This is a genomic window from Saccharothrix syringae (assembly GCF_009498035.1).
Classification (GTDB): domain Bacteria; phylum Actinomycetota; class Actinomycetes; order Mycobacteriales; family Pseudonocardiaceae; genus Actinosynnema; species Actinosynnema syringae.
The window spans coordinates 1,452,582-1,476,005 of sequence record NZ_CP034550.1 but is presented as its reverse complement, the minus strand read 5'-3'; the positions used below and the strand labels follow the sequence as shown (position 1 = coordinate 1,476,005).

Annotated in this window: 21 protein-coding genes and 1 pseudogene; 9 read left to right on the top strand and 13 right to left on the bottom strand. The window is 73.6% G+C overall.

All coding sequences use genetic code 11. The annotated features are described in order from the left end of the window. Positions 1–8: 8 nt before the first annotated feature. The 4 genes from EKG83_RS06920 to ndk all read right to left on the bottom strand — a co-directional run bounded on the left by EKG83_RS06920 (position 9) and on the right by ndk (position 3,093). Positions 9–833, bottom strand: coding sequence for an ABC transporter permease (locus EKG83_RS06920; protein WP_033427620.1), 825 nt, complete (start codon positions 831–833; stop codon positions 9–11). Beyond that, entirely contained in the window at positions 830–1,615 is a 786-nt protein-coding gene (locus tag EKG83_RS06915; RefSeq protein WP_033427621.1) for an ABC transporter permease, read from the bottom strand. Before EKG83_RS06915 ends, EKG83_RS06920 begins: the two co-directional genes overlap by 4 nt. Position 1,616: 1 nt before the next feature. Further along, positions 1,617–2,540 (bottom strand): ABC transporter ATP-binding protein, encoded by a 924-nt coding sequence (locus EKG83_RS06910; RefSeq protein WP_033427622.1) that lies wholly within the window; start codon positions 2,538–2,540, stop codon positions 1,617–1,619. 142 nt (positions 2,541–2,682) lie between these two features. Beyond that, on the bottom strand, positions 2,683–3,093 hold the full coding sequence (gene ndk, locus EKG83_RS06905; RefSeq protein ID WP_033427623.1) for a nucleoside-diphosphate kinase: 411 nt from the start codon (positions 3,091–3,093) through the stop codon (positions 2,683–2,685). A gap of 73 nt (positions 3,094–3,166) precedes the next feature. On the opposite strand from ndk, the gene EKG83_RS06900 reads away from it, so the two are divergent. Then, positions 3,167–3,787, top strand: a complete 621-nt coding sequence (locus tag EKG83_RS06900) for a hypothetical protein (RefSeq protein WP_228122527.1) — start codon at positions 3,167–3,169, stop codon at positions 3,785–3,787. On the opposite strand, the gene pulA is transcribed toward EKG83_RS06900, so the two are convergent. The 3 genes and pseudogenes from pulA to EKG83_RS49510 form a co-directional block, all read right to left on the bottom strand. Beyond that, positions 3,784–9,306, bottom strand: coding sequence for a pullulanase-type alpha-1,6-glucosidase (pulA, locus tag EKG83_RS46765; protein WP_084715921.1), 5,523 nt, complete (start codon positions 9,304–9,306; stop codon positions 3,784–3,786). The genes EKG83_RS06900 and pulA overlap by 4 nt on opposite strands. A gap of 435 nt (positions 9,307–9,741) precedes the next feature. Further along, positions 9,742–10,362, bottom strand: a complete 621-nt coding sequence (locus tag EKG83_RS06890; protein ID WP_033427625.1) for a hypothetical protein — start codon at positions 10,360–10,362, stop codon at positions 9,742–9,744. A 219-nt stretch (positions 10,363–10,581) separates the two neighbouring features. Further along, a pseudogene (locus EKG83_RS49510) lies at positions 10,582–10,674 on the bottom strand (alkaline phosphatase D family protein); the annotation flags it as partial. A 133-nt stretch (positions 10,675–10,807) separates the two neighbouring features. Between EKG83_RS49510 and EKG83_RS06880 the strand changes: the two are divergent. From EKG83_RS06880 to EKG83_RS06865, 4 genes are read left to right on the top strand one after another with little or no spacing between them, the layout of a single operon-like run. After that, positions 10,808–11,269, top strand: a complete 462-nt coding sequence (locus tag EKG83_RS06880; protein ID WP_051764385.1) for a YbaB/EbfC family nucleoid-associated protein — start codon at positions 10,808–10,810, stop codon at positions 11,267–11,269. Between the two features lie 11 nt (positions 11,270–11,280). After that, complete coding sequence (locus EKG83_RS06875) at positions 11,281–11,583, top strand: type VII secretion target (protein ID WP_170191738.1); 303 nt, start codon at positions 11,281–11,283, stop codon at positions 11,581–11,583. Beyond that, on the top strand, positions 11,580–12,857 hold the full coding sequence (locus EKG83_RS06870) for a WXG100 family type VII secretion target (RefSeq protein WP_033427626.1): 1,278 nt from the start codon (positions 11,580–11,582) through the stop codon (positions 12,855–12,857). The genes EKG83_RS06875 and EKG83_RS06870 overlap by 4 nt, the downstream gene beginning before the upstream one ends. Positions 12,858–12,862: 5 nt before the next feature. Continuing rightward, positions 12,863–13,093 carry a hypothetical protein gene (locus EKG83_RS06865; RefSeq protein WP_153277919.1) on the top strand — a complete coding sequence of 77 codons (231 nt, stop codon included), beginning with the start codon at positions 12,863–12,865 and terminating at the stop codon, positions 13,091–13,093. Positions 13,094–13,313: 220 nt separating this feature from the next. Here EKG83_RS06865 and EKG83_RS06860 read toward each other — a convergent pair whose 3' ends face one another. The 3 genes from EKG83_RS06860 to EKG83_RS06850 are packed head-to-tail and all read right to left on the bottom strand — an operon-like array spanning position 13,314 to position 17,682. Next, positions 13,314–13,664 (bottom strand): DUF4233 domain-containing protein, encoded by a 351-nt coding sequence (locus tag EKG83_RS06860; RefSeq protein ID WP_153278871.1) that lies wholly within the window; start codon positions 13,662–13,664, stop codon positions 13,314–13,316. Positions 13,665–13,690: 26 nt separating this feature from the next. Then, on the bottom strand, positions 13,691–15,055 hold the full coding sequence (folC, locus tag EKG83_RS06855; protein WP_033427629.1) for a bifunctional tetrahydrofolate synthase/dihydrofolate synthase: 1,365 nt from the start codon (positions 15,053–15,055) through the stop codon (positions 13,691–13,693). Further along, a complete protein-coding gene (locus EKG83_RS06850) occupies positions 15,052–17,682 on the bottom strand; it encodes a valine--tRNA ligase (RefSeq protein ID WP_033427630.1) in 2,631 nt (876 codons plus the stop codon). The genes folC and EKG83_RS06850 overlap by 4 nt, the downstream gene beginning before the upstream one ends. A 113-nt stretch (positions 17,683–17,795) precedes the next feature. Here EKG83_RS06850 and EKG83_RS06845 point away from each other — a divergent pair, with 113 nt between their 5' ends. The 3 genes from EKG83_RS06845 to EKG83_RS06835 all read left to right on the top strand — a co-directional run bounded on the left by EKG83_RS06845 (position 17,796) and on the right by EKG83_RS06835 (position 21,431). Then, a complete protein-coding gene (locus tag EKG83_RS06845) occupies positions 17,796–18,035 on the top strand; it encodes a hypothetical protein (RefSeq protein WP_033427631.1) in 240 nt (79 codons plus the stop codon). Beyond that, the gene (locus EKG83_RS06840; RefSeq protein WP_051764389.1) at positions 18,035–18,913 is read left to right on the top strand and encodes a hypothetical protein; all 879 of its coding nucleotides are present in this window, start codon (positions 18,035–18,037) and stop codon (positions 18,911–18,913) included. The genes EKG83_RS06845 and EKG83_RS06840 overlap by 1 nt, the downstream gene beginning before the upstream one ends. A 226-nt stretch (positions 18,914–19,139) precedes the next feature. Continuing rightward, a complete protein-coding gene (locus EKG83_RS06835; RefSeq protein ID WP_033427632.1) occupies positions 19,140–21,431 on the top strand; it encodes an FdhF/YdeP family oxidoreductase in 2,292 nt (763 codons plus the stop codon). Positions 21,432–21,493: 62 nt separating this feature from the next. Here EKG83_RS06835 and EKG83_RS06830 read toward each other — a convergent pair whose 3' ends face one another. Further along, positions 21,494–21,694 carry a hypothetical protein gene (locus EKG83_RS06830; protein WP_033427633.1) on the bottom strand — a complete coding sequence of 67 codons (201 nt, stop codon included), beginning with the start codon at positions 21,692–21,694 and terminating at the stop codon, positions 21,494–21,496. A gap of 8 nt (positions 21,695–21,702) precedes the next feature. Next, on the bottom strand, positions 21,703–22,269 hold the full coding sequence (locus tag EKG83_RS06825; RefSeq protein ID WP_170191739.1) for an ArsR/SmtB family transcription factor: 567 nt from the start codon (positions 22,267–22,269) through the stop codon (positions 21,703–21,705). A gap of 92 nt (positions 22,270–22,361) precedes the next feature. Between EKG83_RS06825 and EKG83_RS06820 the strand changes: the two genes are divergently transcribed. After that, entirely contained in the window at positions 22,362–22,844 is a 483-nt protein-coding gene (locus EKG83_RS06820; protein WP_033427634.1) for a hypothetical protein, read from the top strand. Here EKG83_RS06820 and EKG83_RS06815 read toward each other — a convergent pair. Continuing rightward, complete coding sequence (locus tag EKG83_RS06815) at positions 22,841–23,374, bottom strand: hypothetical protein (protein WP_033427635.1); 534 nt, start codon at positions 23,372–23,374, stop codon at positions 22,841–22,843. The genes EKG83_RS06820 and EKG83_RS06815 overlap by 4 nt on opposite strands. Positions 23,375–23,424 lie beyond the last annotated feature (50 nt).

Below are 23,424 nucleotides of genomic sequence, written 5' to 3'. Positions count from 1 at the left end.
AACGGCGGTCACGCGGTCAGCAGCCGGCCGAGCCTGCGGGAGGCCACCGCCACCCCGACGACGACCATCACCAGCAGGTACGCCACGTGCCCCAGGTCGCCCCAGCCGACGTCACCGGTGGTCAGGGCCCGGAGCAGCTCGATCGCGTGGTGCAGCGGCGTCCACCCGACCACGGCGCGCAACCAGCCGGGGTAGACCGACAGCGGGTAGAACGTGCCGGAGAACAGGAACAGCGGCAGCACGGCCAGCTGGACCAGGTCGAAGTCGTGCCAGGTGCGCATGAAGGTGGCCGCGGCCATGCCGACGGCGGCGAAGGCCAGCGCGACCAGCAGGCACACCGGCAGCGCGAGCAGCGCCCACGGCGAGGCGACCAGGCCGAACGCGAGCATCACGCCGAGGAAGCCGGCCGAGTACAGGCCGCCGCGGATCAGGCACCACGCGGCCTCGCCGACCGCGATGTCCACCGGCCCCATCGGCGTGGCCAGCACCGCGTCGTAGACCTTGGCGTACTTGAACTTGAAGAACAGGTTGAACGTCGCGTCGAAGACCGCGCCGTTCATCGCCGACGCCGCGAGCAGCGCGGGCGCGACGAACACCGGGTAGTCGACCCCCTCCGCGGAGGTCACGAGCCGCCCGAAGCCGAAGCCGAGGGAGAGCAGGAAGAACAGCGGCTCGAAGAAGCCGGAGACCACCGACATCCACGCCCGCCGGTTGACCAGGTAGGCGCGTTCGACCAGGGCGTGCGGGCGGCCCGCGTACAGGCCGGGCGGCACGACGCGCAGCAGCAGGCCGCCGCCGGTCCTCGGCCGGACGGGGTCGAGGGTGCGGGTCATGCGGTCAGCCTCCGGTGGAAGTGGCGGCGGCCCAGGACCGTGCCCACGACCACGAACGCGGCCAGGTAGGCGACGTGGCCGGCGGCGGGCAGCGGCGCCAGGGTGCCGAACGCGGCGCCGCGGGCCAGCTCGATGCCGTGCCAGACCGGGGTCGCCCAGGCCAGCGGGTGCAGCCAGGCCGGCAGCTGGTCCAGCGGGAAGAACGCGCCGGTGAACAGGGTCATCGGCACCAGCGCGAACCGGTAGAGGGCGTTGAACGAGTCCGGCTTCTCCCGGGTCGCGGTGTAGGCGACGACGGGCGCGCTGAACGCCATGCCCGCGAGCACCGCGGCCGGCACCGCCAGCACGGCCCACGGGCTGGTGACCGCGCCCAGGGCGACGGCCACGGCGAGGAAGACCGCGGTGCCCGAGAGCAGGCGCAGCGCGATCCACAGCAGCTGGCCGTGGAGCACCTGGGCGGGCGTGACCGGGGTGGCCACCACCCCGTGGTAGGTCTTCTGCCACTTGAACGAGGAGAACACCGCGTAGGTGGACTCGAACATGGCGTTCTGCACGGCGGTGAGCACGAGCAGCGCCGGGGCGAGGAAGACGACGTAGCGGTGACCGCCGGTGGCCTCGCCCGGCTGGACCTGCGAGCCGAAGCCCACGCCCATGGCCAGCAGGAACAGCACCGGTTGCAGGAAGCTGGTCACGGCCGTGGCGCGCCAGTTGCGGCGGTACCAGGTCCAGTGGTTCTCCACCGCGATCAGCGCGGCGCGCAGCGAGCCGGGCACGTGGTCCACGTCAGTCCACCAGGGTCCGGCCGGTCAGGCGCAGGAAGACGTCCTCCAGGCTGCTGCGGCGCACCAGGCTCGACACCGGCCGCACGCCCCGCGCGTGGGCCGCGGACAGCGCCGCCTCGCCGTCGGCGGTGTAGAGCAGGACCCGGTCGGGCAGCACCTCTACCCGCTCGGCCAGGTCGTGCACGGCGGCGGCGCTCTGCTGCCCGGGCGGGAAGCGCAGCTCCAGCACCTCGCGCGTGGAGTAGCGGCGGATCAGCTCGGCGGGCGACCCCTCCGCCGCGATCCGGCCGCCGTCCATCACCACCAGCCGGTCGCACAGCTGCTCGGCCTCGTCCATGTAGTGGGTCGTGATGATCAGCGTGACCCCGGCCTGCTTGAGCCGGAACAGCCGGTCCCACAGCAGGTGGCGGGCCTGCGGGTCCAGGCCCGTGGTCGGTTCGTCGAGCAGCAGCAGCTCCGGGTCGTTGACCAGCGAGCGGGCGATGGTCAGGCGCCGCTTCATGCCGCCGGACAGCGGCTCCACCTCGGCGTCGGCGCGGTCGGTGAGCTGGGCGAACTCCATCAGCTCGCCGGCCTTGGCCCGCACCGCGGCGCGGGACAGGCCGAAGTACCGGCCGTAGACCTCCAGGTTCTGCCGGACGGTCAGCTCGGTGTCGAGGTTGTCCTGCTGGGGCACGACGCCGAGGCGGGCGCGGATGCGCGGGCCGTCGGTGTCCGGGTCCATGCCCAGCACCCGCAGCTCGCCGCCGGTGCGCGGGGAGGTGCAGGAGACCATCCGCATGGTGGAGGACTTGCCCGCGCCGTTGAGGCCGAGGAAGCCGAACGCCTCGCCCCGGCGCACCTCGACGTCGATCCCGCGGACGGCTTCGAACGTGCCGAAGCGCTTGGTCAGCGCCTTGGCCGCGACGAGGGTGGTGGTGGTCACGCGATCACGGTAGCGGCGGGGTACGACAGTCCCGGAGCGGTTTTGCGGGTGGGGTCGGGGCGCGGGCGGCGAGCCGCCGGGGGGCCGGGAACCGAACGGCCCGGGAACCGACGGGGGTTCCCGGGCCGTTCGGGCGGGTGCTCTACAGCGCGGGGAACCAGAGCTTGATCTCGCGCTCGGCCGACTCGGGCGAGTCCGAGCCGTGGACCAGGTTGAACTGGACCTCCAGGCCGAAGTCGCCGCGGATGGTGCCGGGGGTCGCCTTCTCCACCGGGTCGGTGCCGCCCGCGAGCTGGCGGAACGCGGAGATGGCGCGCGGCCCCTCCACGACCAGCGCGACCAGCGGGCCGCCGGTGATGAACTCCACCAGGTCGTTGTAGAACGGCTTGCCGTCGTGCTCGGCGTAGTGCTGCTCGGCGGTCGCGCGGTCCACGACGCGCAGCTCCAGCGCAGCCAGCTTCAGGCCCTTGCGCTCGATGCGGGAGATGACCTCGCCGACCAGGCCGCGGCTGACGCCGTCGGGCTTGACCAGGACCAGGGTGCGCTCGCTCACGGCGGTCGTTACTCCTTTGTAGGGATTCGTGCAACTGGGGCCAAGGGTAGCCGGGCCTGCCATCGTGGCCGCCGTGACCACCGAGGAGAAGTCCCACGTCGCGTCCGCCGTGACGGTGGCCGCCGTGCTGTTCGTGCTGCTGCGCCTGCTCGCGGTGGCGCACTACGACTGGCACGTGGCCTTCGCGCTGCTGCACACCCTGGACCTGGAGGACGCGCCGGGGCTGTTCCTCGGCACGTTCATGGCCGACTCGCGGATCAGCAGCGCGCTGCTGGTGCTGATGGTGCCGTTGACGATCTTCTACGCCGCGGGCACCAGATCACGCACCGCCCCGCTCGCCGTGGCCGTGCCGGTGGCGTTCCTGGTCGCCCACGTGCTGACCTACCACCGCTGGTGGGTGCCGGTGGCGGCGGTGCTGCTGACCGCCGGGCTGGTGGTGGTCCGCCGCCGGCCGGCCTCGGTGTTCCTGCTGCGCCGCTTCGGCTGGGTGGTGGGCGCGGTGGCGCTGGTGGTGGCGGCCGTGGTCGCCACGCCGTGGGTGCCGCGGGAGCGCATCGAGACCGGCACGACCTTCGAGGGGTACGTGATGGAGACCGCTCCGGGGTTCCTGAAAGTACTCGGCGCGCAGGAGCGGGAGTTCCGCATCCTGCGCGCCGAGGACGTTCGGTCACGCGTCGAACTGGCCGACCACTAGCGGGTCAGCACCACCACCGACCTCGCGGGCACGCGCACCGACCCGCCCCCCACGACGGCCCGGTCGCCGCTCAGCGGGGAGTTCCGCCAGTCGCCGGCCACCGCCACCGACTTCTCCACCGGGTACGGGTTGACCACCACCAGCACCGCGTCCAGCGCCGGGTCGGCGTCCGGCCCGACCTCGTCGTCCAGCAGCGCGGCCACCACGCCCGGCTCGGCGGCCGGGAACGACAGCTTCTGCTGCACCAGGGCCGCGTCGTTCAGCGTGAACAGCGGGGACGAGCGGCGGATGCGCAGCAGCTCCAGGGTGTTGCCCACGGCCGTGCGCATGTCCGCCGACGACGGCTTGAGCGAGGCGTCGGCCAGCAGCGGCGCGGCGTAGGGCCACTTGTCCGCGTTGTCCGCCGCCGGGGGCAGGCCGCGGCCGAAGCCGTTGTCGCGCAGGGACGGGTCGTAGCGGTTGAACCAGTCGCCCGAGTCGTAGCTGTTGCGGTCCAACGACTTCGAGCGCAGGAACTCCGAGCCCGCGTGCAGGAACGGCTGGCCCTGCCCCAGCAGCACGGGCGCGAGCGCCACCTTCTGCATCCGCACCCGGTCCGCCATGGACGTGCCGGCCGGCAGCTTGAACGCCTGCGAGTCGAACAGGGTCTCGTTGTCGTGCGCGTCCACGTAGGTGATCACGTCGGCCGGTCCGCCCGCGTACCCGGCGGGCGAGCCGTTGTAGGGCACGTCCCGACCGGTGACCTCCCCGCCCGAGGTGGAGCGGAACCGGTACGACGCCAGGTTGCCCGCCATGCCCAGCTTCACCAGGTCGGTGTAGTTGGCCAGCCGCGCGGCCACGTCGCCGTTGGCCGGCGAGCCGTTCGGGTCGCCGGCCAGGCCGGAGGCCAGGCCCTGCACCCGCGGGTCGGCGTCGAACGGCCCGCCGCCGCGCACCGCGTCGCGCAGGCGGTCGCTGAACGTGCCGATGCCGGTGCCCGCCAGGTTGGCCTGGGTGGCCTGCTCGAACCGCGCGTTGCCGGCGACCTCGCCGAAGTCCCAGCCCTCGCCGTAGACGCGGATCTTGCGGCCGTCCACGCCGTCGCGCTCGACGGTCAGCGCGTCCAGCGCCGCCCGCACGGCCAGGATGTTGGCCTTGGGGTGGTGGCCCATCAGGTCGAACCGGAAGCCGTCCACCTTGTACAGCCGGGCCCAGCGGACCACCGAGTCCACCACCAGCTTGCCCATCATGGCGTTCTCGGTCGCGGTGTTGGCGCAGCACGTCGAGTTCGCCACCGTGCCGTCGGCGTTGAGCCGCTGGTAGTAGCCGGGCACCACCTTGTCCAGCACGGACGTCGGTGCGTCGCCGGCCGCCGCGGTGTGGTTGTAGACCACGTCCACGACCACGCGGTTGCCGTTGGCGTGCAACGACTGCACCATCTCGCGGTACTGCCTGGACCGCGCCCAGCCGTCCTGGGCGTCGTCGGTGGCGTAGGAGCCCTCGGGCACGTCGTAGTGGAACGGGTCGTAGCCCCAGTTGAAGCCGTCCCGCGCCGCCGCGGCGGTCACGCACTCCTGCTGCGCGGGCGAGTCCGGCGGCGCCGCGGCCAGGTCGCACGCCGGCTGCCGCTGGTCCGAGCGCTTCTCCGGGATGGTGGCGATGTCGAAGGTGGGCAGCAGGTGCACGGTGTCCAGCCCGGCCTCGGCGAGCTGCCGCAGGTGCGCCATGCCCGTCGACGAGCGGTGCGTGAACGCCCGATAGGTGCCCCGGTCGGCGGCCGGCACCGACTCGTCGCCGATGGAGAAGTCGCGCACGTGCAGCTCGGTGATGCCGTGCTCGGTCGGGTCGCCGTCCAGGCCGCGCGCCACCTCGCCGGCCCAGCCCGCGGGCATGGTGCGGGCGTCGCCGAGGTCGGCGAACTGCGAGTGCGTGGAGTCCACCGACAGCGCCACCGAGTACGGGTCGGTCACGGTCACCGCGCGCCCGGCGACGGTCACCTCGTACAGGTAGTAGCGGTCCTCCCAGTTCCCGGAGGCCGACCACGAGCCCGACGCGTCGTCGCGCACCAGGTCCACGACCTGCGCGGGGTCGCCGGACGGCCGCGCGTACAGCTTCAGCTTCACCGAGGACGCGGTGGGCGCCCACAGGCGCGCGGTGACCCGGTCGCCGTCGAACACCGGCCCGTAGGCCAGCTTCGCGGCCTCGGCGGCGTACCGGTCGTCCAGCACGCCGGCGATCTGCACGCCGGTGCGGTGCCGCAGGCCGCCGCCGGGGTCGACGTGCACGGCGGACAGCCTGCCGCGCAGCGCCTCGTCCACCCGCGCGGTGTCGCGGACCCGGAACACCGGCTTGCCGCGCAGGTGCGGGAACCCGTCGGGCACGGCCTGAGTCGACGGCTCCAGCCGCAGCACCTTGCCGTCGTACTCCAGCCGGTAGCCGTCGGAGGCCACCACGGGCACGTCCCAGACCACGAGGTCCTTGGACACCCAAATGGCCTTGGCCCTGCCCAGGTCGTCCTCCACGCCCTGGCCGCCGGAGGGCGGCAGCACGTAGGAGATGGAGCCGTCGGGCCTGGTCGCGCCGGAGGCGTACCAGACCTCGTAGCCGGTGCCGGTCACGTCAAGGAACTGGTCGGCGCCGGGGTCCTTGGCGTCACCGCGGTGGATGATGCTGCTCAGCCCGGCCGCGCCGGGTTCCAGCGCCACCGACCAGTACACGCCGAACCCGTCCGAGCCGTCCGGCACGCGCGACTGGTTCCAGCCGGGGCTGGGCTCCAGCGACCCGGTCCAGTGGTAGAGCGACCAGTCGGCGTAGTCGCCGTCGGGGCGGTGGTAGTGGATGACCGCGCGGTTCTCCGCGGCGGCCCGGCTCGCGTGCACCGCGCCGTTGTTCACCCACGCCCGGCCGGCGGTGCGGCCGGTGGCCTCGACCACGCCGCCGCGCACCACGGAGAACTCCACCGGCGAGGTGGTGGGGATGGTCGCCACTCCCCCGGTGAACGGGTGGTCGGTCGTGCCGACCCGGACGACGGCGCCGGTCGCGTCGCCCAGGTGCGTCACCACGGCCCGGCCGGTCGCGGCGACCTCGCTGGCGTGCACGGCGGGTTGGCCCTGCTCCAGCCACACCTGAGGCGTCACGCCCGGGTCGACGAACCGGTCGCCGTCGGTGTCCTTCTCGTCGCCGCGGTGGGCGATGATCCCGACCGACCTGGCGCCCGGCTTGAGCTTCACCCAGGCGAACCGGCCGTAGGGGGTCTCACCGGAGAACGGCAGCGGCGCGTCCCACGTCGGCGCGTCCTCCACGTCGCCCCACGCGTGCAGGCCCCACCCGTCGTAGTCGCCGTTCGGGCGGTTGTAGTGCACCACCAGCCAGTCCGAGGACGTGGCGGTCGGCGGCTGCACCGGCGGCGCGGCGACCAGGCCGACCCGGGCGCCGTCCGCGCCCAGCGCGCCCCTGGCGTCCTTGGCCACCACCCGCACCTCGACGGACCTGCCCACCGCGGCACCGGGCAGCGACGCCAGGTCGGCGAACACCCGGTACGGCGCGGCGTCGTCGGTGCCCAGCACCTGCCAGTCGCGCTGCCCCTCGACCCGCGCGGCGAACGTGGCCTGCGCGTACGGCGAGGTGACGCCGTCGGCGCGCAGCTCGACCCGGTCGTCCAGCGCGGTGCCGGTCGGCGGCACGGCCAGCGTCGGCGCGGGCGCGACGGCGCGCAGCGCGCCGGTGCCGCGCAGGACCAGCGCGGACAGCGCGGGCACGGTCACCGTGACCTTGCCGTTCGAGGCGTTGACCTGCGCCCCGGCGGACGGCCACACGGGGCGGTAGCCGGTGCCGGCGGCGGGCACCTCGACGGTGGCGGGCGCGGTGCCCGCGTTGGCCACCACCAGGTGCTCGACCTGCTGGGCGCGGCCGGTGCGGCTGAACGCGATCACGTCGCCCCGGGCCAGCCGCAGCGCCTGGTTGCCGTCCCGCCACACCGGGTCGCGGTCGACGAACGCGGCCAGCGCCCGGAGCTGCCGGTACAGCGGGTGGTCGGTGCGGAAGTTGTCCACCGCGCCGGTCCGGTCGCTGCCGACCAGGTCCTCCGCGGCGTACTCGGGGGTCGCGGAGGCGAACATGTCCTGGCGGGCGAGCTTGTCGCCGCCGCCGCCCGCGAAGCCCTGCTCGTCGCCGTAGTAGACCACCGGGTTGCCGCGCCACAGGTACATCAGGGCGTTGCCGAGCTTGAGCCGTTCGAGCAGCTCGGCCTCGGTGACGCCCGGCCGGTTCTGCCGCACCATCCACGCGATGCGGCCCATGTCGTGGTTGCCCAGGAAGGTGGGCAGGGAGGAGGCGTTGGAGTCGGCGTCGGTGTAGCGGTCGTCGTCCACCAGCACCTCGCCGAGGCGGGCCGCGCCGCCGCCGGACAGGAACGTCGCCGCGCCGCTCTGGAACGGGAAGTCCAGCGCGGCCTGCATCTTCCCCTCGGTGGTGTAGCGGGAGGTGAACGCGGGGCTGGAGTCGAAGACCTCGCCGAAGACGAAGAAGTCCTTCTTGCCGCGCATCTCCGCGTACCGCTTCACGTGCGGCGCCAGCGCCTGCCAGAACTCCAGGTTGACGTGCTTGACGGTGTCCACGCGGTAGCCGTCGATGCCCAGGGTGTCGATCCAGCTGGTGAAGATCCGCTTCATGCCCTTGACGACCGTCGGGTGCTCGGTCATCAGGTCGTCGAGGCCGAAGAAGTCGCCGTACTCGTTGGACTCGCCGCTGAAGGTCGAGTCGCCGCGGTTGTGGTAGAGCGAGGGGTCGCTGAGCCAGGCGGGGCTCTTCTCGCCCTTGACCACCGGCGTGTACGGCGCGGTGAGCCGGGGGAAGTCCTCCCGGCCGGCGATGGCGGCGATGTCGACGGGGTTGCCCCGCTCGTCCAGGTAGGGCTGCGCGCCGGTGCTGACGTAGTCGTGCTCGCCCTCGGCGTAGTCGATCAGGTCGGCGGTGTGGTTGGCGACGATGTCGAAGAAGACCTTCATGCCGCGCCGGTGGGCGTCGCGGATCAGCCGCCGCATGTCGTTGGTGGTGCCGAAGTGCGGGTCCAGCTCGGTGAAGTCGGTGGTCCAGTAGCCGTGGTAGCCGGCCGAGGCGTCGGCGCCGGTGCCCTGCACCCACCGGTTGCGGAACATCGGGGTCATCCAGATGGCGGTGACGCCCATCCCGTCGAGGTAGTCGAGCTTGTCGCGCAGGCCCTTGAGGTCGCCACCGTGGTAGAAGCCCTTGTCGGACGGGTCGAACCCGCTCTTGAGCCGGTCGGCCTCGGACGTGCCGCCGCGGTCGTTGGCCGGGTCGCCGTTGGCGAACCGGTCGGGCATGACGAAGTAGAACCGCTCACCGGTCAGGTCGTCGCGCAGGGCGTCCCGGGCCAGCTTCCGGTCGCCGTCCCGCACCCCCGGCGCGATGTCGGTGACCGCGCCGACGGCCAGCCGCTGCGCGGCGGGCGCGGCGACGGATGTCGGTGGCGAGAAAGGCACGACGGCCAAGGCGATGAGTGCGGCGACGGCCCGACGCATCGCGACCTCCTTGTCGCAAGATCTTGCAAACCCGTCCCGGCAAGCCGCCGGGACGGAGTGCACAAAACCACGTCGAAGCCGGTGTAACAAGGTCCAGAAGGCTGCAACTGCTTGCAGGATCTTGCAGCTCTCACCCCTGGTGGAGCCACACCCGGTTGCCCGACGGGTCCTTGACCGTCGAGTGGCGCGGGCCACCGCCTCCGCCCCGCCCGCCGCGACGGCCCGGGCGTGCCGGTCGTCCGGGTCGGGGCACGAGCAGCCGTCGTCCTCGGCGCGCCTGGTGACCTCGTACCGCAGCGCCCGGATCAGCCGGGCGCGGCGCACCTGCCCGCGCCGGAAGCGGGGTCGACGACGTCGCGCCGAAGCCCTGGAACACCGCACGCTCCGGCGAGCAGCGGTGCGTCGGCCGGTCCCCGTCGGCGAACCGCTCGGGTGTCACCCCCGGCGCGGCCCGAGGCCGGCCAGGGTCAGCATCCGGTCCATGTCGTGGAAGCCCTCGACGCAGGCGGCCCGGACCTCCGCGTGGCGTCCCGTCGACTCGGCGTACCGCAGCAGGAACCCGGGGTCGACCGCGTCGGGGTCGTCGGTGTTCACCTCGACCTCCCTCCCGCTGACCAGGCCGGCGAACAGGCAGTGCTCGCCGTGGACGTGCAGCGACCAGGTCTCGCCCGCCGCCTCCAGCTCGTCCGGGTACTCGTCCCCGCCCACGAGGGCCGGCTCGACGTGCAGCCGGAACGGCACGGCCAGCCGGTGGGCGAGGTCGCGGAACTCCGCCACCAGCGCCTCCAGCGGGCCGCGCAGCCGACGGGCCTCGTCCCGGTCGACCAGCCGCCGGACCACGAGCGACGGCGGCCGCCCCGGTCCGGCGCCGGGCGAGGCGATGACGAGCAGGTCGTCCGCGCCCAACCCGGCGCGCAACCCCTCGGCCGCGGCCGGCACCCCGGACCAGGGGACCGTCGGCGGGAGCGGGAACTCCGCGGGCCGGCCGCGGGTCACCAGCCGGCGCACCGCGTCCGGCGACGGGAGGCCGCCGGACGCGGGGTGGGGTGGCGTCATGCCGCCAGTGTCACACCTCAGCGGCGCCGCGGTTGGAGGGTCCTGCTCCACCGCGACCGGCCGGTGACGTCGCGCAGCCACGCGGTCGGCTCGCCGTCCCGCGACACCTCCACCTCGCCGAAGTGCCGGACCCCGTTTAGCGGCGGGGCGTTGGCCGCCGGCGGGGCGTTGGCGCACGCTCGGCGAGTAGTGGTGCGCCGTGGCGGAACCCGCGGTGGACACGGCCTGCCGCGGGTCGATCGGCTGCCACTCGTGGAACGCCCGGAACGCCCGCGCGGCGAGCACGTCCACCCGCCTCTCGGTGTGCTGAGGCAACGTCAGCACCACTTCCGGGTATGCATACGACCTGCCTTCTCGGCGGGTACGCCCGCCGAGGAGGCGCGTATCGAGTGGAATTTCTCCCGATCGCGTGATCACTCCGGCAGCACCCGGCTATAACCGTCGCATGGCGGAGCCACGGTGGGACGGCCTGTTGAGCGGAGATCCGGAGCAGGCGGAGCGCAGCATCGACAACTGGGTCGAGGGGATGCGCAGCCGGGCCGATCGCCTGCAGGCGTTGCGCGACCAGGTGGAGCGGATCCGGGTGACGGAGACCAGCCCCAACGGCGCGGTGGTCGTGACCGTCGACTCCACCGGCTCACCGGTGGACGTGCGGTTCACCGATCGGGCGGTCCCGGTGCGCCCCGACGACCTCGGTCCGCTGTTCATGAACACCCTGAACGCCGCCCGCGCGCGGATCGCCGGTGAGGTCCGGGCCGCGACGGAGGCACAGGTGGGCGACGACCTGCCGGACACCCGCCGGATGGTCGTGGACGCGTACCGCGACCGCTTCGGCGACGCCCCGCCACCCGCACCGCGGAGTCGTCGGGATGACGACGACTTCGGCGACGAGTCCTACCTCAGGTGAAGGAGGCGGTGGTGAGCGGTTACGACGTCCTGCCCGGTGAGCTGCGCGCGCACGCCGCCAGGCTGGAAGCACTGGCCGAACGGCTGGGCGAGGCGGTGCACGCCGCCCGCACGGTGAGCATGGCCGACGGCGCCTACGGACAGCTGTGCCAATTCCTGCCCTCGGTCATGCGCGGCATCGAGGACCAGGCCGATGACGCGTTGACGGCCGGCACCAAGGGGATGGCCGACATCGCCACCCGGGTGAAGTACACGGCCGACGAGTACGAGCAGCGCGAGGACGATGCCGCGGTCACCTTCGGGAGCCTGCGTTGACCGACACCAATCCGCTCGTCGCCCCTGTCCAGGACAGCACGCGGTGGTACTCCGGCATCGGGATCGCCGAGTCCGCCGCCGACATCAAGTCCGGCATCGAGAGCGGTAGCTGGCTCGACATCGGCATGGGCGTCGCGGGCGTCGGCCTGGAGGCGCTGAGCGTCGTCGTCGACCCGCTGGGCTCGCTGGTCTCGGCCGGCGTCTCGTGGTTGATCGAGCACGTCAAGCCGCTGTCCGACGCGTTGGACTGGCTCGCGGGCAACGCCGACCTCGTCGCCTCCCACGCGGCCACCTGGAAGAACGTCGCCAAAGCCGTGGCCGACGTCCGCGACGACTACACGCGTGACGTGGCGAGCGACACCGCCGGGTGGCAGGGACAGGCGGGTGACGCCTACCGGGCCGCCGCCGAGAACACCGCCGAGGTGCTCGGCGGCGCGTCCACCGCCGCCGACGGGTTCGGCTCGGCCGTGGAGATGGCCGGCGTCGTCGTCGCCGTCGTGCGCGAGGTCGTGCGGGACCTGATCGCCGACCTCGTGGGGCGGCTGATCTCCTGGGCGGCCGAGGTGGCGTTCACGCTCGGCCTGGCCACGCCGGTCGTGGTCGCGCAGGCGTCGGCGGCCGTGGCCCGGTGGGCCGCGAAGATCGGCGACATCCTCAAGAAGCTGGTGCGGACGATCGGCGAGCTCGTCCCGCTGCTACGCCGGCTCGGTGACGTCTTCGGCCAGGTCCGCAAGGTGCTGGACGACCTCAAGGCCCCGGCCAGGTCGGGCGGTGAACTGCCCCGTCCCGGCCAGACCGGCGGCGCGCGGCCGGTGGACGACGGGTCGTTGCGCGCCTACGACCGCATCGACCGCTGGTCGGAGAACGCGTACCAGTCGATCCGCGGGTCCGACGACGTCGGCGACGTCGCGGGCCACGTCGCCGACGTGCCCCGGGCCGGGGGCGGCACCGGCTTCAGCCGCGCCGAGATCGAGCAGATCAAGAACCACGTGTTCGAGGACCTGCACCCGCTGGAGGGCGTCGACGGGGGCACGGTCATGGCCCGCTTCGACCCCAACCCCGACATGGCGGAGGCGTGGCTGAGGCTGCGGTCGGGCCGGGCGCAACCCTCGGACATCGCCCTGCTCGAACACGAACTCGCCGAGGCGCGATACTGGCGGCAGAACCCGAACGCCTCGTACCGGGAAGCCCACGCGGCGGCCAACGACGTGTCGCGGTGGGAGAACCAGATCCCGCCCGCGTCCAATGAGGACTACAGCGAACCCTGGAGGTGATCGCGATGGCGATGCTCGTGTACTTGCACAAGGAGGACGAGACCGAAGCCGAGGCGCGCTACCGGTTCCACACCGACGGCGGAGCGCAGCGGTACCTCGTCCTGGACAAGCGGTCGGAGACCATCACGCCCGACGACGGCAACCGCGACGGCGTGTTCCGCGCGGCGGCGGGCAAGCTGGCCAGGACCTGGCTCGACACGAAGGCCGCGCCGGATCGGCTGGTGCACCAGAGCTGACGCACCCGGCCCGTGCCGCCGGTCCCGGGGCGAGAGCAGCGGGCCGCGCACCACCCGGGCGCGCCGGACCGAGGGGTCCGACGACACCTCGACCGGCATCCGCGCGGGCCGGTCGGCCCGCGTCCGCACCAGGCCGCCGTCGGCGGTCACGTCGCCGGACCGCACGCCGCGGGTGAGCACCGGGCGGTCGCCGCACCGCCGAACGCGAAGGCGTCGCGGACTACTGCCGCTGGCTGGGCAACCGCCCCTCGGCCATCCGCCTGACCACGTCCCGGCGCAGCCAGAACAGGTACACCCACACCAGGCTGAACACCACGCCGATGCCGCCCAGCGCGGTCATCAGGAACCACGACGCCACCATCACCACGTGCAGCGCCACCACCACGTGCACCGCCCACGGGCGCTTGAGCACCCCGCACGTGGCGATGAACGCGACGATCAGGCCGAGCACCAGGAACCCGGTGCCGGTGCCGATGCCGCCGCCCAGCTTGGCCACCACCGGCAGCGCCAGGGCGACCACGATCGCCTCCAGGACCAGCGTGCCCGCCATGATGCCCCGGAAGCCCTTCATCGGGTCCTTCTTCGGCGCGGGCGCGGTCACGACGGCTCCTTGCCGAACAGGGCCCGCGCCTCGCCCGCGGTCACCACCGAGCCGGTCACCACGACGCCGCCGCCGGAGAGCACGTCGCCGTCGTCGTCCTCCTCGGCGAGCCGGACCGCCTCCTCCAGCGCGTCGGGCAGGTGCGGCCGTACGAACATCCGGTCCTCGCCGAAGATCGGGATCGCCACGCCCGCGAGCAGGTCGGGGTCCATGGCCCGGGTGGAGGAGTTCGCGGTCAGCACGACCTCCTGCACCACCGGCTCCAGCGCGGACAGGATGCCCACCGCGTCCTTGTCGTCCATCACGCCGACCACCGCGACCAGCTTGCGGAAGCCGAACTCCTCGTCCAGCGCCCGCGCCAGCGCCTGCGCGCCGTGCGGGTTGTGCGCCGCGTCGACCAGCACGGTCGGCGCCGAGCGCACCCGCTCCAGCCTGCCCGGCGAGGACACGCCGGCGAACGCCTCGCGCACCGCCTCCACGTCCAACTGCCGGTCGGCGCCCGCGCCGAAGAACGCCTCCACCGCGGCCAGCGCCAGCACCGCGTTCGCGGCCTGGTGGGCGCCGTGCAGCGGCAGGAACACGTCCTCGTACACGCCGCCGAGCCCCTGGAGCCGCAGCACCTGGCCGCCGACCGCGACGTCGCGGTGCAGCACGCCGAACTCCGAGCCCAGCCGCGCCACGCTGGCGTCCACCTCGGCGCACCGCCGCAGCAGCACCTGCTCCGCGGCGGCCTCCTGCTGGGCCAGCACGGCGACCGAGCCGGGCTTGATGATCCCGGACTTCTCCTCGGCGATGCCCGCGATGTCGCCGCCCAGGTACTCGACGTGGTCCAGGCCGATCGGGGTGATCACCGCGACCTTGCCGTCGGCGATGTTGGTGGCGTCCCACGAGCCGCCCATGCCGACCTCGACCACGGCGGCGTCCACCGGCGCGTCGGCGAACGCGGCGAACGCCATGCCGGTGAGCACCTCGAACTTGCTCATCGGCACCTCGTTGCGGCCGTCCACGATCGCCAGGTACGGCTCGACGTCCCGGTAGACCTCGACGTAGCGCTCGGGGCTGATCGGCGCGCCGTCCACGCTGATCCGCTCGGTGGCCAGCTGGAGGTGCGGGCTGGTGTACCGGCCGGTGCGCAGGCCGACGCGCGTGAGCAGCGCGTCGACCATGCGCGAGGTGGACGTCTTGCCGTTCGTGCCGCCGACGTGCACCACCGGGTAGGACCGCTGCGGGTCGCCGAGCAGGTCCGCGAGCTGCCGGATCCGGTCCAGGCTCGGCTCCAGCTTGGTCTCGGGCCAGCGGGTGTTCAGCTCCGCCTCGACCTGGCGCAGCTCCTCCAGCGCCCCCTGCTCGAAGCCGCTCACGACTGGGGGAGGGTGTCGAGCCGGGCGTTGATGCGGTCGATCTCGGCGTTGGCCGCGTCGAGCCGCGCCTGGATCTTGGCCACCACGTCGGCGGGCGCCTTGGCCAGGAACCCGGCGTTGCCGAGCTTGCCCTCGCACTGGGCGCGTTCCTTCTCCGCCACCGCGAGGTCCTTGGCCAGGCGCTTGCGCTCGGCGACCACGTCGATCGCGCCGGACAGGTCCAGCTCGACCTTCACCGTGCCCTTGGGCAGGCCGACGTCGAGCGACACCGACGGGGCGAACTCCTCGCCGGGCTCGGTCATCCGGGTCAGCGCCCGCACCGACGGCACCTGGTCGGCCAGGTCGACGCAGCACGCGCCGCGCACCTTGCCCGCGACCCGCTGGCCGGGCTTGAGGCCCTGGTCGGAGCGGAACCGGCGGATCTCGGTGACCAGCTTCTTCAGGCCCTCGACGCGCTGCGCGGCGACCTCGTCGCGCTCGACGCCGGTGGGCTTCGGCCAGTCCGCGACCACCAGCGACTCGCCGCCGGTCAGCGTGGTCCACAGGGTCTCGGTGATGAACGGCGTCAGCGGGTGCAGCAGCCGCAGCAGCACGTCGAGCACGTGGCCGAGCACCGCCTGGGTGGCCTCGGCGCGCGCGCCGCCCTCGGCGAGCTGGACCTTGGCCAGCTCCAGGTACCAGTCGCAGAACTCGTCCCAGGTGAAGTGGTACAGCGCCTCGCTGAGCCGGGCGAACTGGAAGCCCTCGAAGGCCCGGTCCACGTCGACCACGAGCGCGTCGAGCAGGTCGACGACCCAGCGGTCGGCGTCGGTCAGCTCCTCGCGCGCGGGCAGCGGCCGCTCGACCGTCGCGCCGTTGTTCAGCGCGAACCGGGTGGCGTTCCACAGCTTGGTGGTGAAGTTGCGCGAGCCCGCCGCCCACTCCTCGGCCACGGCCAGGTCCGAGCCCGGGCTGGTGCCGCGCAGCAGGGTGAACCGGGTGGCGTCGGCGCCGTAGGCGTCCATCCAGTCCAGCGGGTCGATGCCGTTGCCGCGCGTCTTGGACATCTTCTTGCCCTGCGCGTCGCGGATCAGGCCGTGCAGGAAGACGTGGTCGAACGGCTGCCTGCCGTCCATGGCGTACAGGCCGAACATCATCATCCGGACGACCCAGAAGAACAGGATGTCGTAGCCGGTGGACAGCACGCCGGTCGGGTAGAACCTGGCCAGGTCGTCGGTGCGGTCGGGCCAGCCCAGCGTGGAGAACGGCCACAGGCCGGACGAGAACCACGTGTCCAGCACGTCCTCGTCCTGCACCCAGCCCTCGCCGGGCGGTTGTTCGTCGGGGCCGACGCAGACCACCTGGTCGTCCGGGCCGTACCAGACCGGGATGCGGTGGCCCCACCAGAGCTGGCGCGAGATGCACCAGTCGTTGAGGTTGTCGACCCAGTCGAAGTAGCGCTTGGCCAGCTCCGGCGGGTGGATGGCGGTGCGGCCGTCGCGGACCGCGTCGCCCGCCGCCCGCGCCAGCGGCTCCACCTTGACCCACCACTGCATGGACAGCCGCGGCTCGATGACCGTGTCGCAGCGCGAGCAGTGGCCGACCGAGTGGGTGTAGGGGCGCTTCTCGGCGACGATCCGGCCCTGCTCGCGCAGGGCGGCGACCACGGCCGGGCGCGCCTCGAACCGGTCCAGGCCCTCGAACGGGCCCCGGACCGTGATCACGCCGCGGCCGTCCATCACGGTCAGCGCGGGCAGGTCGTGGCGCCGGCCGATCTCGAAGTCGTTCGGGTCGTGCGCCGGGGTCACCTTGACCGCGCCGGTGCCGAACTCGGGGTCGACGTGCTCGTCGGCCACGACCGGCACGAACCGCCCGGTCAGCGGCACCTCGACCTCGGTGCCGATCAGGTGCCGGTAGCGCTCGTCGGACGGGTGCACCGCGACCGCGGTGTCGCCCAGCATGGTCTCGGCGCGGGTGGTGGCCACCACGATCGAGCGCTCGCCCGACCCGTACCGGATCGAGACCAGCTCGCCCTCGTCGTCGGAGTGGTCGACCTCGATGTCCGACAGCGCGGTCTGGCAGCGCGGGCACCAGTTGATGATGCGCTCGGCGCGGTAGATCAGGCCGTCGTCGTAGAGCTTCTTGAAGATGGTCTGGACGGCGCGGGACAGGCCCTCGTCCATGGTGAACCGCTCGCGGCTCCAGTCCACGCCGTCGCCGAGGCGGCGCATCTGGTCGAGGATCCTGCCGCCGTACTCGGCCTTCCACTCCCAGACCCGCTCGACGAACTTCTCGCGGCCCAGGTCGTGGCGGGAGCGGCCCTCGCTCGCCAGGGCGCGCTCGACCGCGGTCTGGGTGGCGATGCCCGCGTGGTCCATGCCGGGCAGCCACAGCACCTCGTAGCCCTGCATCCGGCGGCGCCGGGTCAGCGCGTCCATGACGCTGTGGTTGAGGGCGTGGCCCATGTGCAGGCTGCCGGTGACGTTGGGCGGGGGCAGCACGATGGTGAACGGCGGCTTGTCGCTGCCCGCGTCGGCGGTGAAGTAGCCGCGCTCGACCCACCGCTGGTACAGGCCGGCCTCTACCTCGGCCGGGTTCCAGGCCGGCGGGAGTTCGGAGCGCTGCGGTGCGGTGGGCGTCTCAGTCACGGTGGAAGTCTACGGAGGCGCGAGTATCGACTTCGACTCAGATACCTGGTAACGCCGTCGACGTGTGATGCTGTCGCGCGCACGGGTGACGCACGACCGGGGGAGCCGGGGGGATGGGCGAGAGCGACGAGCGGTTCGGGCCGGGTGGGGACACCCCGGAGGACCGCCCGGGCCCGAACGACGAGCAGTGGCCGCGGACCCGGCCGGGGCACCGGTTCGACCGCGACGGGGTCCCGGTCGGCGCCGGGACCGCCGGTGGCGCCGGCGCGGACCGGCCGGTACGCCGGGCCCTCCCGCGCGGCCGCGGTGGCGCCACCGCCCCCGGTGCGCTCCCGGTGGGGTGCCGCGCGTAGTGGACGGGATCGAGGACCACCCGGACCTGCGGGACGAGGGGTGGGCGCGGGACGCGCTGCGGCGCGCGCGGCGCGAGGCGCGGTGGCGGCGGCTGCGGTCGTGGCGGCCCCGCCGCGGGCACCTGGCCGGGGTGGCCGCGGCGGTGGTGGCCGGGCTGCTGGTGTGGGCGGTGTTCGCCACCCGGTCGGGGCGGTCGGACGCGTTCGACCCGGACGAGCCGTTCGCGGGCACCACCGCGACGACGTGGGCCGACGGCGCGGACGGGGTCGTGGCGCCGCGGGCGGAGCCGGTCGGCGGCTTCACCGCCGAGCAGGTGGCCGACGCCTACGCGCGGGTGCGGCAGGCGGTGGTCACCGCGCGGCTGGACCGGCGGGTGCTGGTCGACCACGACCCGGAGCCGCTGGTCGCGCTGTTCGCGCCGGACCTGCGGGACTCGCTGCGCACCCTGTTCGACGGGCGCAACGACGGCGAGGCGGCGCTGCTGGCGACCCGGGTGGACCGGGGCGCCCGGCTGGCCGAGGCCGAGCCGAAGGTGCTGGGCGAGATGGCCGCCGAGGCGGGTCCGGCGGGCGAGCTGGTGGTGCGCACCGACTACACCTTCGCCTACGCCTTCCGCCCGGACCGGCCCGAGGAGGTGCGCGGGCCGCTGGACGCGGTGGCGGTGGCCCGGTTCCAGGTGCGCTACTCGGTGCGCTCGGGCCCGCCCGGCGTCGAGGGGCTGTGGGCCGACGACTCGCTGGGCACGCTGCGCTCGATCTCGTGCTCGGCCGCCGCGCGCGGCTACCTCGCCCCGGCGTTCGCGCAGCCGGACCTGCCGCCGGGGCTGGAGTTCGACGTCGGCGCGCCCGCGTCGCCGACCGACGGCTGCCCGGGCTGACCGGACCGGCGCCAGAGGTCACCCGTTCGGCCGATTCGCCGGGTTGTGGCGCAGCTCACAATTGACGTTGATCTCCGGATCGTCGCAGGTGACGGCGCCGGGTGCACGGGTCGACGCAACCCCTTGCGGCCCGTGCCCAGCGGACGCGCGCCGGCCTGCCCGGCCGGTCGATCGGGGAGACCGCCGGCGTACTCGCGCGGGGTGCGCCGGCGGCACAATGTCGACCATGGAACGCAGGCCACCGCGGCAGGACGTGGACGAGTCGCAGCTCGACGTGCGCGAGCCCAAGCGCTGGGCGGCCGGGCTGCCGGGCGTGGCCGTCTCGCTCAAGCGCGGCGTGGAGCAGATGGGCGTGACCCGGACCGCGACCACGCTGCGGCTGCTCAACCAGCGCGAGGGCTTCGACTGCCCCGGCTGCGCGTGGCCCGAGCCGCAGGGGCACCGCAGGCTGGCCGAGTTCTGCGAGAACGGCGCCAAGGCGGTGGCCGAGGAGGCCACCAGGCGCCGCGTCGGCCCGGACTTCTTCCGCGAGCACCCGGTCGCCGAGCTGGCCGGGAAGACCGACTACTGGCTGGGGCAGCAGGGCAGGCTCACCGAGCCGGTGGTGCTGCGCGAGGGCGCGACGCACTACGAGCCGATCTCCTGGCAGGACGCGTTCGAGCTGGTCGCCTCGCGGCTGGGCGGCCTGGCGAGCCCCGACGAGGCCGTGTTCTACACCTCCGGCCGCACCAGCAACGAGGCCGCGTTCCTCTACCAGCTGCTGGTCCGCTCCTTCGGCACCAACAACCTGCCCGACTGCTCGAACATGTGCCACGAGTCCTCCGGCGCGGCGCTGTCGGAGACCACCGGCATCGGCAAGGGCTCGGTGGGCATCGACGACTTCGCCCACGCCGACCTGGTCGTGGTGGTGGGCCAGAACCCGGGCACCAACCACCCGCGGATGCTGTCCGCGCTGGAGGACGCCAAGCGCGCCGGCGCGCGGATCGTGGCGGTGAACCCGCTGCCCGAGGCCGGGTTGCTGCGGTTCAAGAACCCGCAGAACGCGCGCGGCCTGGTCGGTCCGGGCACGCCGCTGGCCGACGAGTTCCTGCAGATCCGGCTGGGCGGCGACCAGGCGCTGTTCCAGGCGGTGGGCAACCTGCTGCTGTCCTGGGACGCGGTGGACCGGGGGTTCGTCGAGGCGGGCACGCACGGGTTCGACGAGTACGCCGCGCACGTGCGGCGGCTGGACTGGGCGGCCGTCGACCGGGCCACCGGCCTGCCCCGCGCGCAGGTCGAGCGGTTCGCGCGGCTGCTGGCCTCCTCGGAGCGCGCGATCTTCTGCTGGGCGATGGGCCTGACCCAGCACCGGCACGCCGTGCCGACCATCCGCGAGGTCGCGAACGTGGCGCTGCTGCGCGGCATGATCGGCAAGCGCGGCGCGGGGCTGTGCCCGGTGCGCGGCCACTCCAACGTGCAGGGCGACCGGACCATGGGCATCTGGGAGAAGATGCCCGAGCGGTTCCTGGCCGGGCTGGAGGCGGAGTTCGGCATCGCCGTGCCGCGCGCCCACGGCTACGACACGGTGGGCTCGATCCGGGCCATGCGCGACGGCCGGGTGAAGGTGTTCTTCGCGGTGGGCGGCAACTTCGCCTCGGCCACGCCGGACACGCCGGTGACCGAGGCCGCGCTGCGGGGCCTGGACCTGACCGTGCACGTGTCGACCAAGCTGAACCGGTCGCACGTGGTGCACGGCCGCACCGCGCTGATCCTGCCGACGCTGGGCCGCACCGAGAGCGACCTCCAGCACGGCGGCGAGCAGTTCGTCACGGTCGAGGACTCGATGTCGGTGGTGCACCGCTCGCGGGGCCGCCTCGAACCGGCGAGCGACCGGCTGCTGTCCGAGGTGTCGATCGTCTGCCGGCTGGCGCGCGCCGTGCTCGGGCCGGACCACCCGGTGCCGTGGGAGGAGTTCGAGAAGGACTACGACCTGATCCGCGACCGGATCGCGCGGGTCGTGCCGGGGTGCGAGGACTACAACGAGCGGGTGCGCCGGCCGGACGGCTTCGTGCTGCCGCACGCCCCGCGCGACGCCCGCGAGTTCACCGGGACCCGCACCGGCAAGGCGCAGTTCACCGCCAACGCGCTGACCGTGCTGGAGGTGCCGCCGGGCCGGCTGCTGCTGCAGACCCTGCGCAGCCACGACCAGTACAACACCACGATCTACGGCCTGGACGACCGCTACCGGGGCGTGAAGGACGGCAGGCGGGTGGTGTTCGTCAACCCCGACGACCTGGCCGAGCTCGGCCTGGGCGACGGGCGGTACGTGGACCTGGTCGGCGAGTGGCCCGACGACCCGACGGGCGTGACCGAGCGGCGCGCGCCCCGCTTCCGCGTGGTGGCCTACCCGACGGCCCGCGGCTGCGCGGCGGCGTACTTCCCCGAAGCCAACGCCCTGGTGCCGCTCGACTCCACCGCCGAGGTGTCGGGCACGCCCACGTCGAAGTCGGTCGTGGTGCGGCTGGAGCCGGTCGACTGACGCCTCGGCGGCGTCCCCGACAGGTCGTCCGGCCGGCCGGGGTCGCTCCTGCCGGAGCCGGCCTAGCCGGGCGCCCGGCGCCAGGAGACGCCGAAGCCCGCGACCAGCTCGCGGTGCCCCCGCACCACGCGCCAGTCGAGCCGGACCCAGCCGGACAGGGCGCGCAAGCGCTTTCCCCCGACCAGTCGGTGGCGCTCGGCGGCGCGCTCCCGCTCGTGCATGCGCTGCGTCGCCACGCCGAGCAGCAGGTGGTCGTGCGACATGGTCCCCCCTAGTTGTCGCGCTTGGGCATCACGGTGGTGGCCAGCAGGAAGCGGACCGGTCGGGCCCCGTCCGGCCGGGCGTCGGGGTCCACCCGGTCGGCGTGGCGGCGCAGCACCTCGCGGACCTCCTCCAGCGCCGCCCGCGCCTCCTCGGCGGTGAGGAAGTTGAGCGTGGCGTCGATGCCGACGACCCGGCGCCACTCCTCCGGTTCGAGCTCCCTGCGGCGGAAGCGCTCGCGGATCGAGGCGAACTCCTGCTCCAGGAACGCCTCGCTCGCCGCCTCGGCGGCCAGTGCGCCCTCCTGGTCGAGGCCGAGGCTCGACCAGCTCTGGTCCCGGCGCGCCAGCCGCCACGGCTTCTGCCGCCCCTGGTCGGGCACCTCCTCCACGAACCCGTACTTGGCCAGCATGTTCAGGTGGTAGGAGCAGCTGGCCACGCTCTCGCCGGTCAGCTCGGCGCACCGGGTGGCGGTGCACGGCCCCTCACCGCTCAGCACCGCGATGAGCTTCCAGCGGAACGGGTGCGCCAACGCGCGCAGCGCCTTGGGATCGCGGATCAGGTCGGACTCGGCCACGTACATGAAGATAGCTTTAGCAAGACTCCTTTAGCAAGAAACCTTTAGATACGCGGGTAACGATGCCGACCGCCCGGCCGACGACACCGGGTGTGAACGCCAGGACCGCGCTCGCCGCCGCGGCGCTGCTCGCGCTCGGCGCGTGCTCCGCCGAACCGGCGCCTGCGCCGACCACGAGCACCGAGCCGCCGCCGACCGCCACCGAGTCGGCCGGCGTGAGCTGCGCGGACGCGCCGCAGGACGTGGTCGGGGAGGTGCTGGGCCTGCGGCTCAACCACTCCCGCCAGGCGATCCGCGACAACGTGGTGACCTGCACCTACGACGGCGGCGGCGCGGAGGTCCGGTTCACCACGGGCGCGGACGCGGCCTCGTTCGCCGCGCGCCGCGCCGAGCACGCGAGCACCACCGACGTGCCCGACCTGCCGGACGAGGCGTACCGCGCCACGACCACCAGCGGCGAGGTCGTGCACACCCTCGTGGTGGCCCGGCGCGGCACGGTCGAGGTCGCGGTCAGCTCCGGCGCCAACGCCGCGCGGGTGCAGCAGCTCGTGTCGACGCTGCTCGCGGGGCTCTAGGGCAGCGGCGGCAGGTCGCCGTGCCGCACCCGGAAACCGCCCTCGACCACGGGCGCGAACGGCGCCGGCGCCAGGCACGGCCGCAGGTCGGTCCCGTCGGCCACGCCCCACGAGAAGCCCATCCGGTCGGGGCGGCCGTCCAGGACGCTGAAGCCCAGCCGGGCCCCGATCGGCAGCCGGCCGTGCGAGGAACCGGTGAGCACGGCGGTGAGGGTGGCGACCGGACCTCCGGTGAGCAGGCAGTCCACCTCGGCCTCGGCCGTGTAGGTCACGCCGTCCCGGGCGTGGGAGAAGCGGACCGTGCCGCGCGCGTCGGTGGGCAGCCCGCCCGGCGCCTCCGGGGTGGGCCTGCTGTAGGGCGCGGCGTGCGCGTCGAACCGGAACCTGATGTCGTCGTCGGGCGAGTAGGCGTAGTGGACGCGTGCGCTGCCGGAGACGCCGGCCGCGTGCCGGGGCTCCTCGGCCGTCGCCGCCGCGGTGGTCGTGAGCAGCAGTGCCACGGTGAGGGTCAACACCCTGATCTTGTTCACGCGCCCAGCGTCGCGCCGTCGCGCTGAGGGACCGCTGAAGCCGTCAGCGG

Coding starts and splice junctions, on each gene's coding strand:
- EKG83_RS06845 (WP_033427631.1), top strand. CDS start 17,796: ATGGGCGAGAGCGACGAGCGGTTCGGGCCGGGTGGGGACACCCCGGAG.
- EKG83_RS06920 (WP_033427620.1), bottom strand. CDS start 833: ATGACCCGCACCCTCGACCCCGTCCGGCCGAGGACCGGCGGCGGCCTG.
- EKG83_RS06835 (WP_033427632.1), top strand. CDS start 19,140: ATGGAACGCAGGCCACCGCGGCAGGACGTGGACGAGTCGCAGCTCGAC.
- EKG83_RS06890 (WP_033427625.1), bottom strand. CDS start 10,362: ATGACGCCACCCCACCCCGCGTCCGGCGGCCTCCCGTCGCCGGACGCG.
- EKG83_RS06880 (WP_051764385.1), top strand. CDS start 10,808: ATGGCGGAGCCACGGTGGGACGGCCTGTTGAGCGGAGATCCGGAGCAG.
- EKG83_RS06860 (WP_153278871.1), bottom strand. CDS start 13,664: ATGAAGGGCTTCCGGGGCATCATGGCGGGCACGCTGGTCCTGGAGGCG.
- EKG83_RS06865 (WP_153277919.1), top strand. CDS start 12,863: ATGGCGATGCTCGTGTACTTGCACAAGGAGGACGAGACCGAAGCCGAG.
- pulA (WP_084715921.1), bottom strand. CDS start 9,306: ATGCGTCGGGCCGTCGCCGCACTCATCGCCTTGGCCGTCGTGCCTTTC.
- EKG83_RS06830 (WP_033427633.1), bottom strand. CDS start 21,694: ATGTCGCACGACCACCTGCTGCTCGGCGTGGCGACGCAGCGCATGCAC.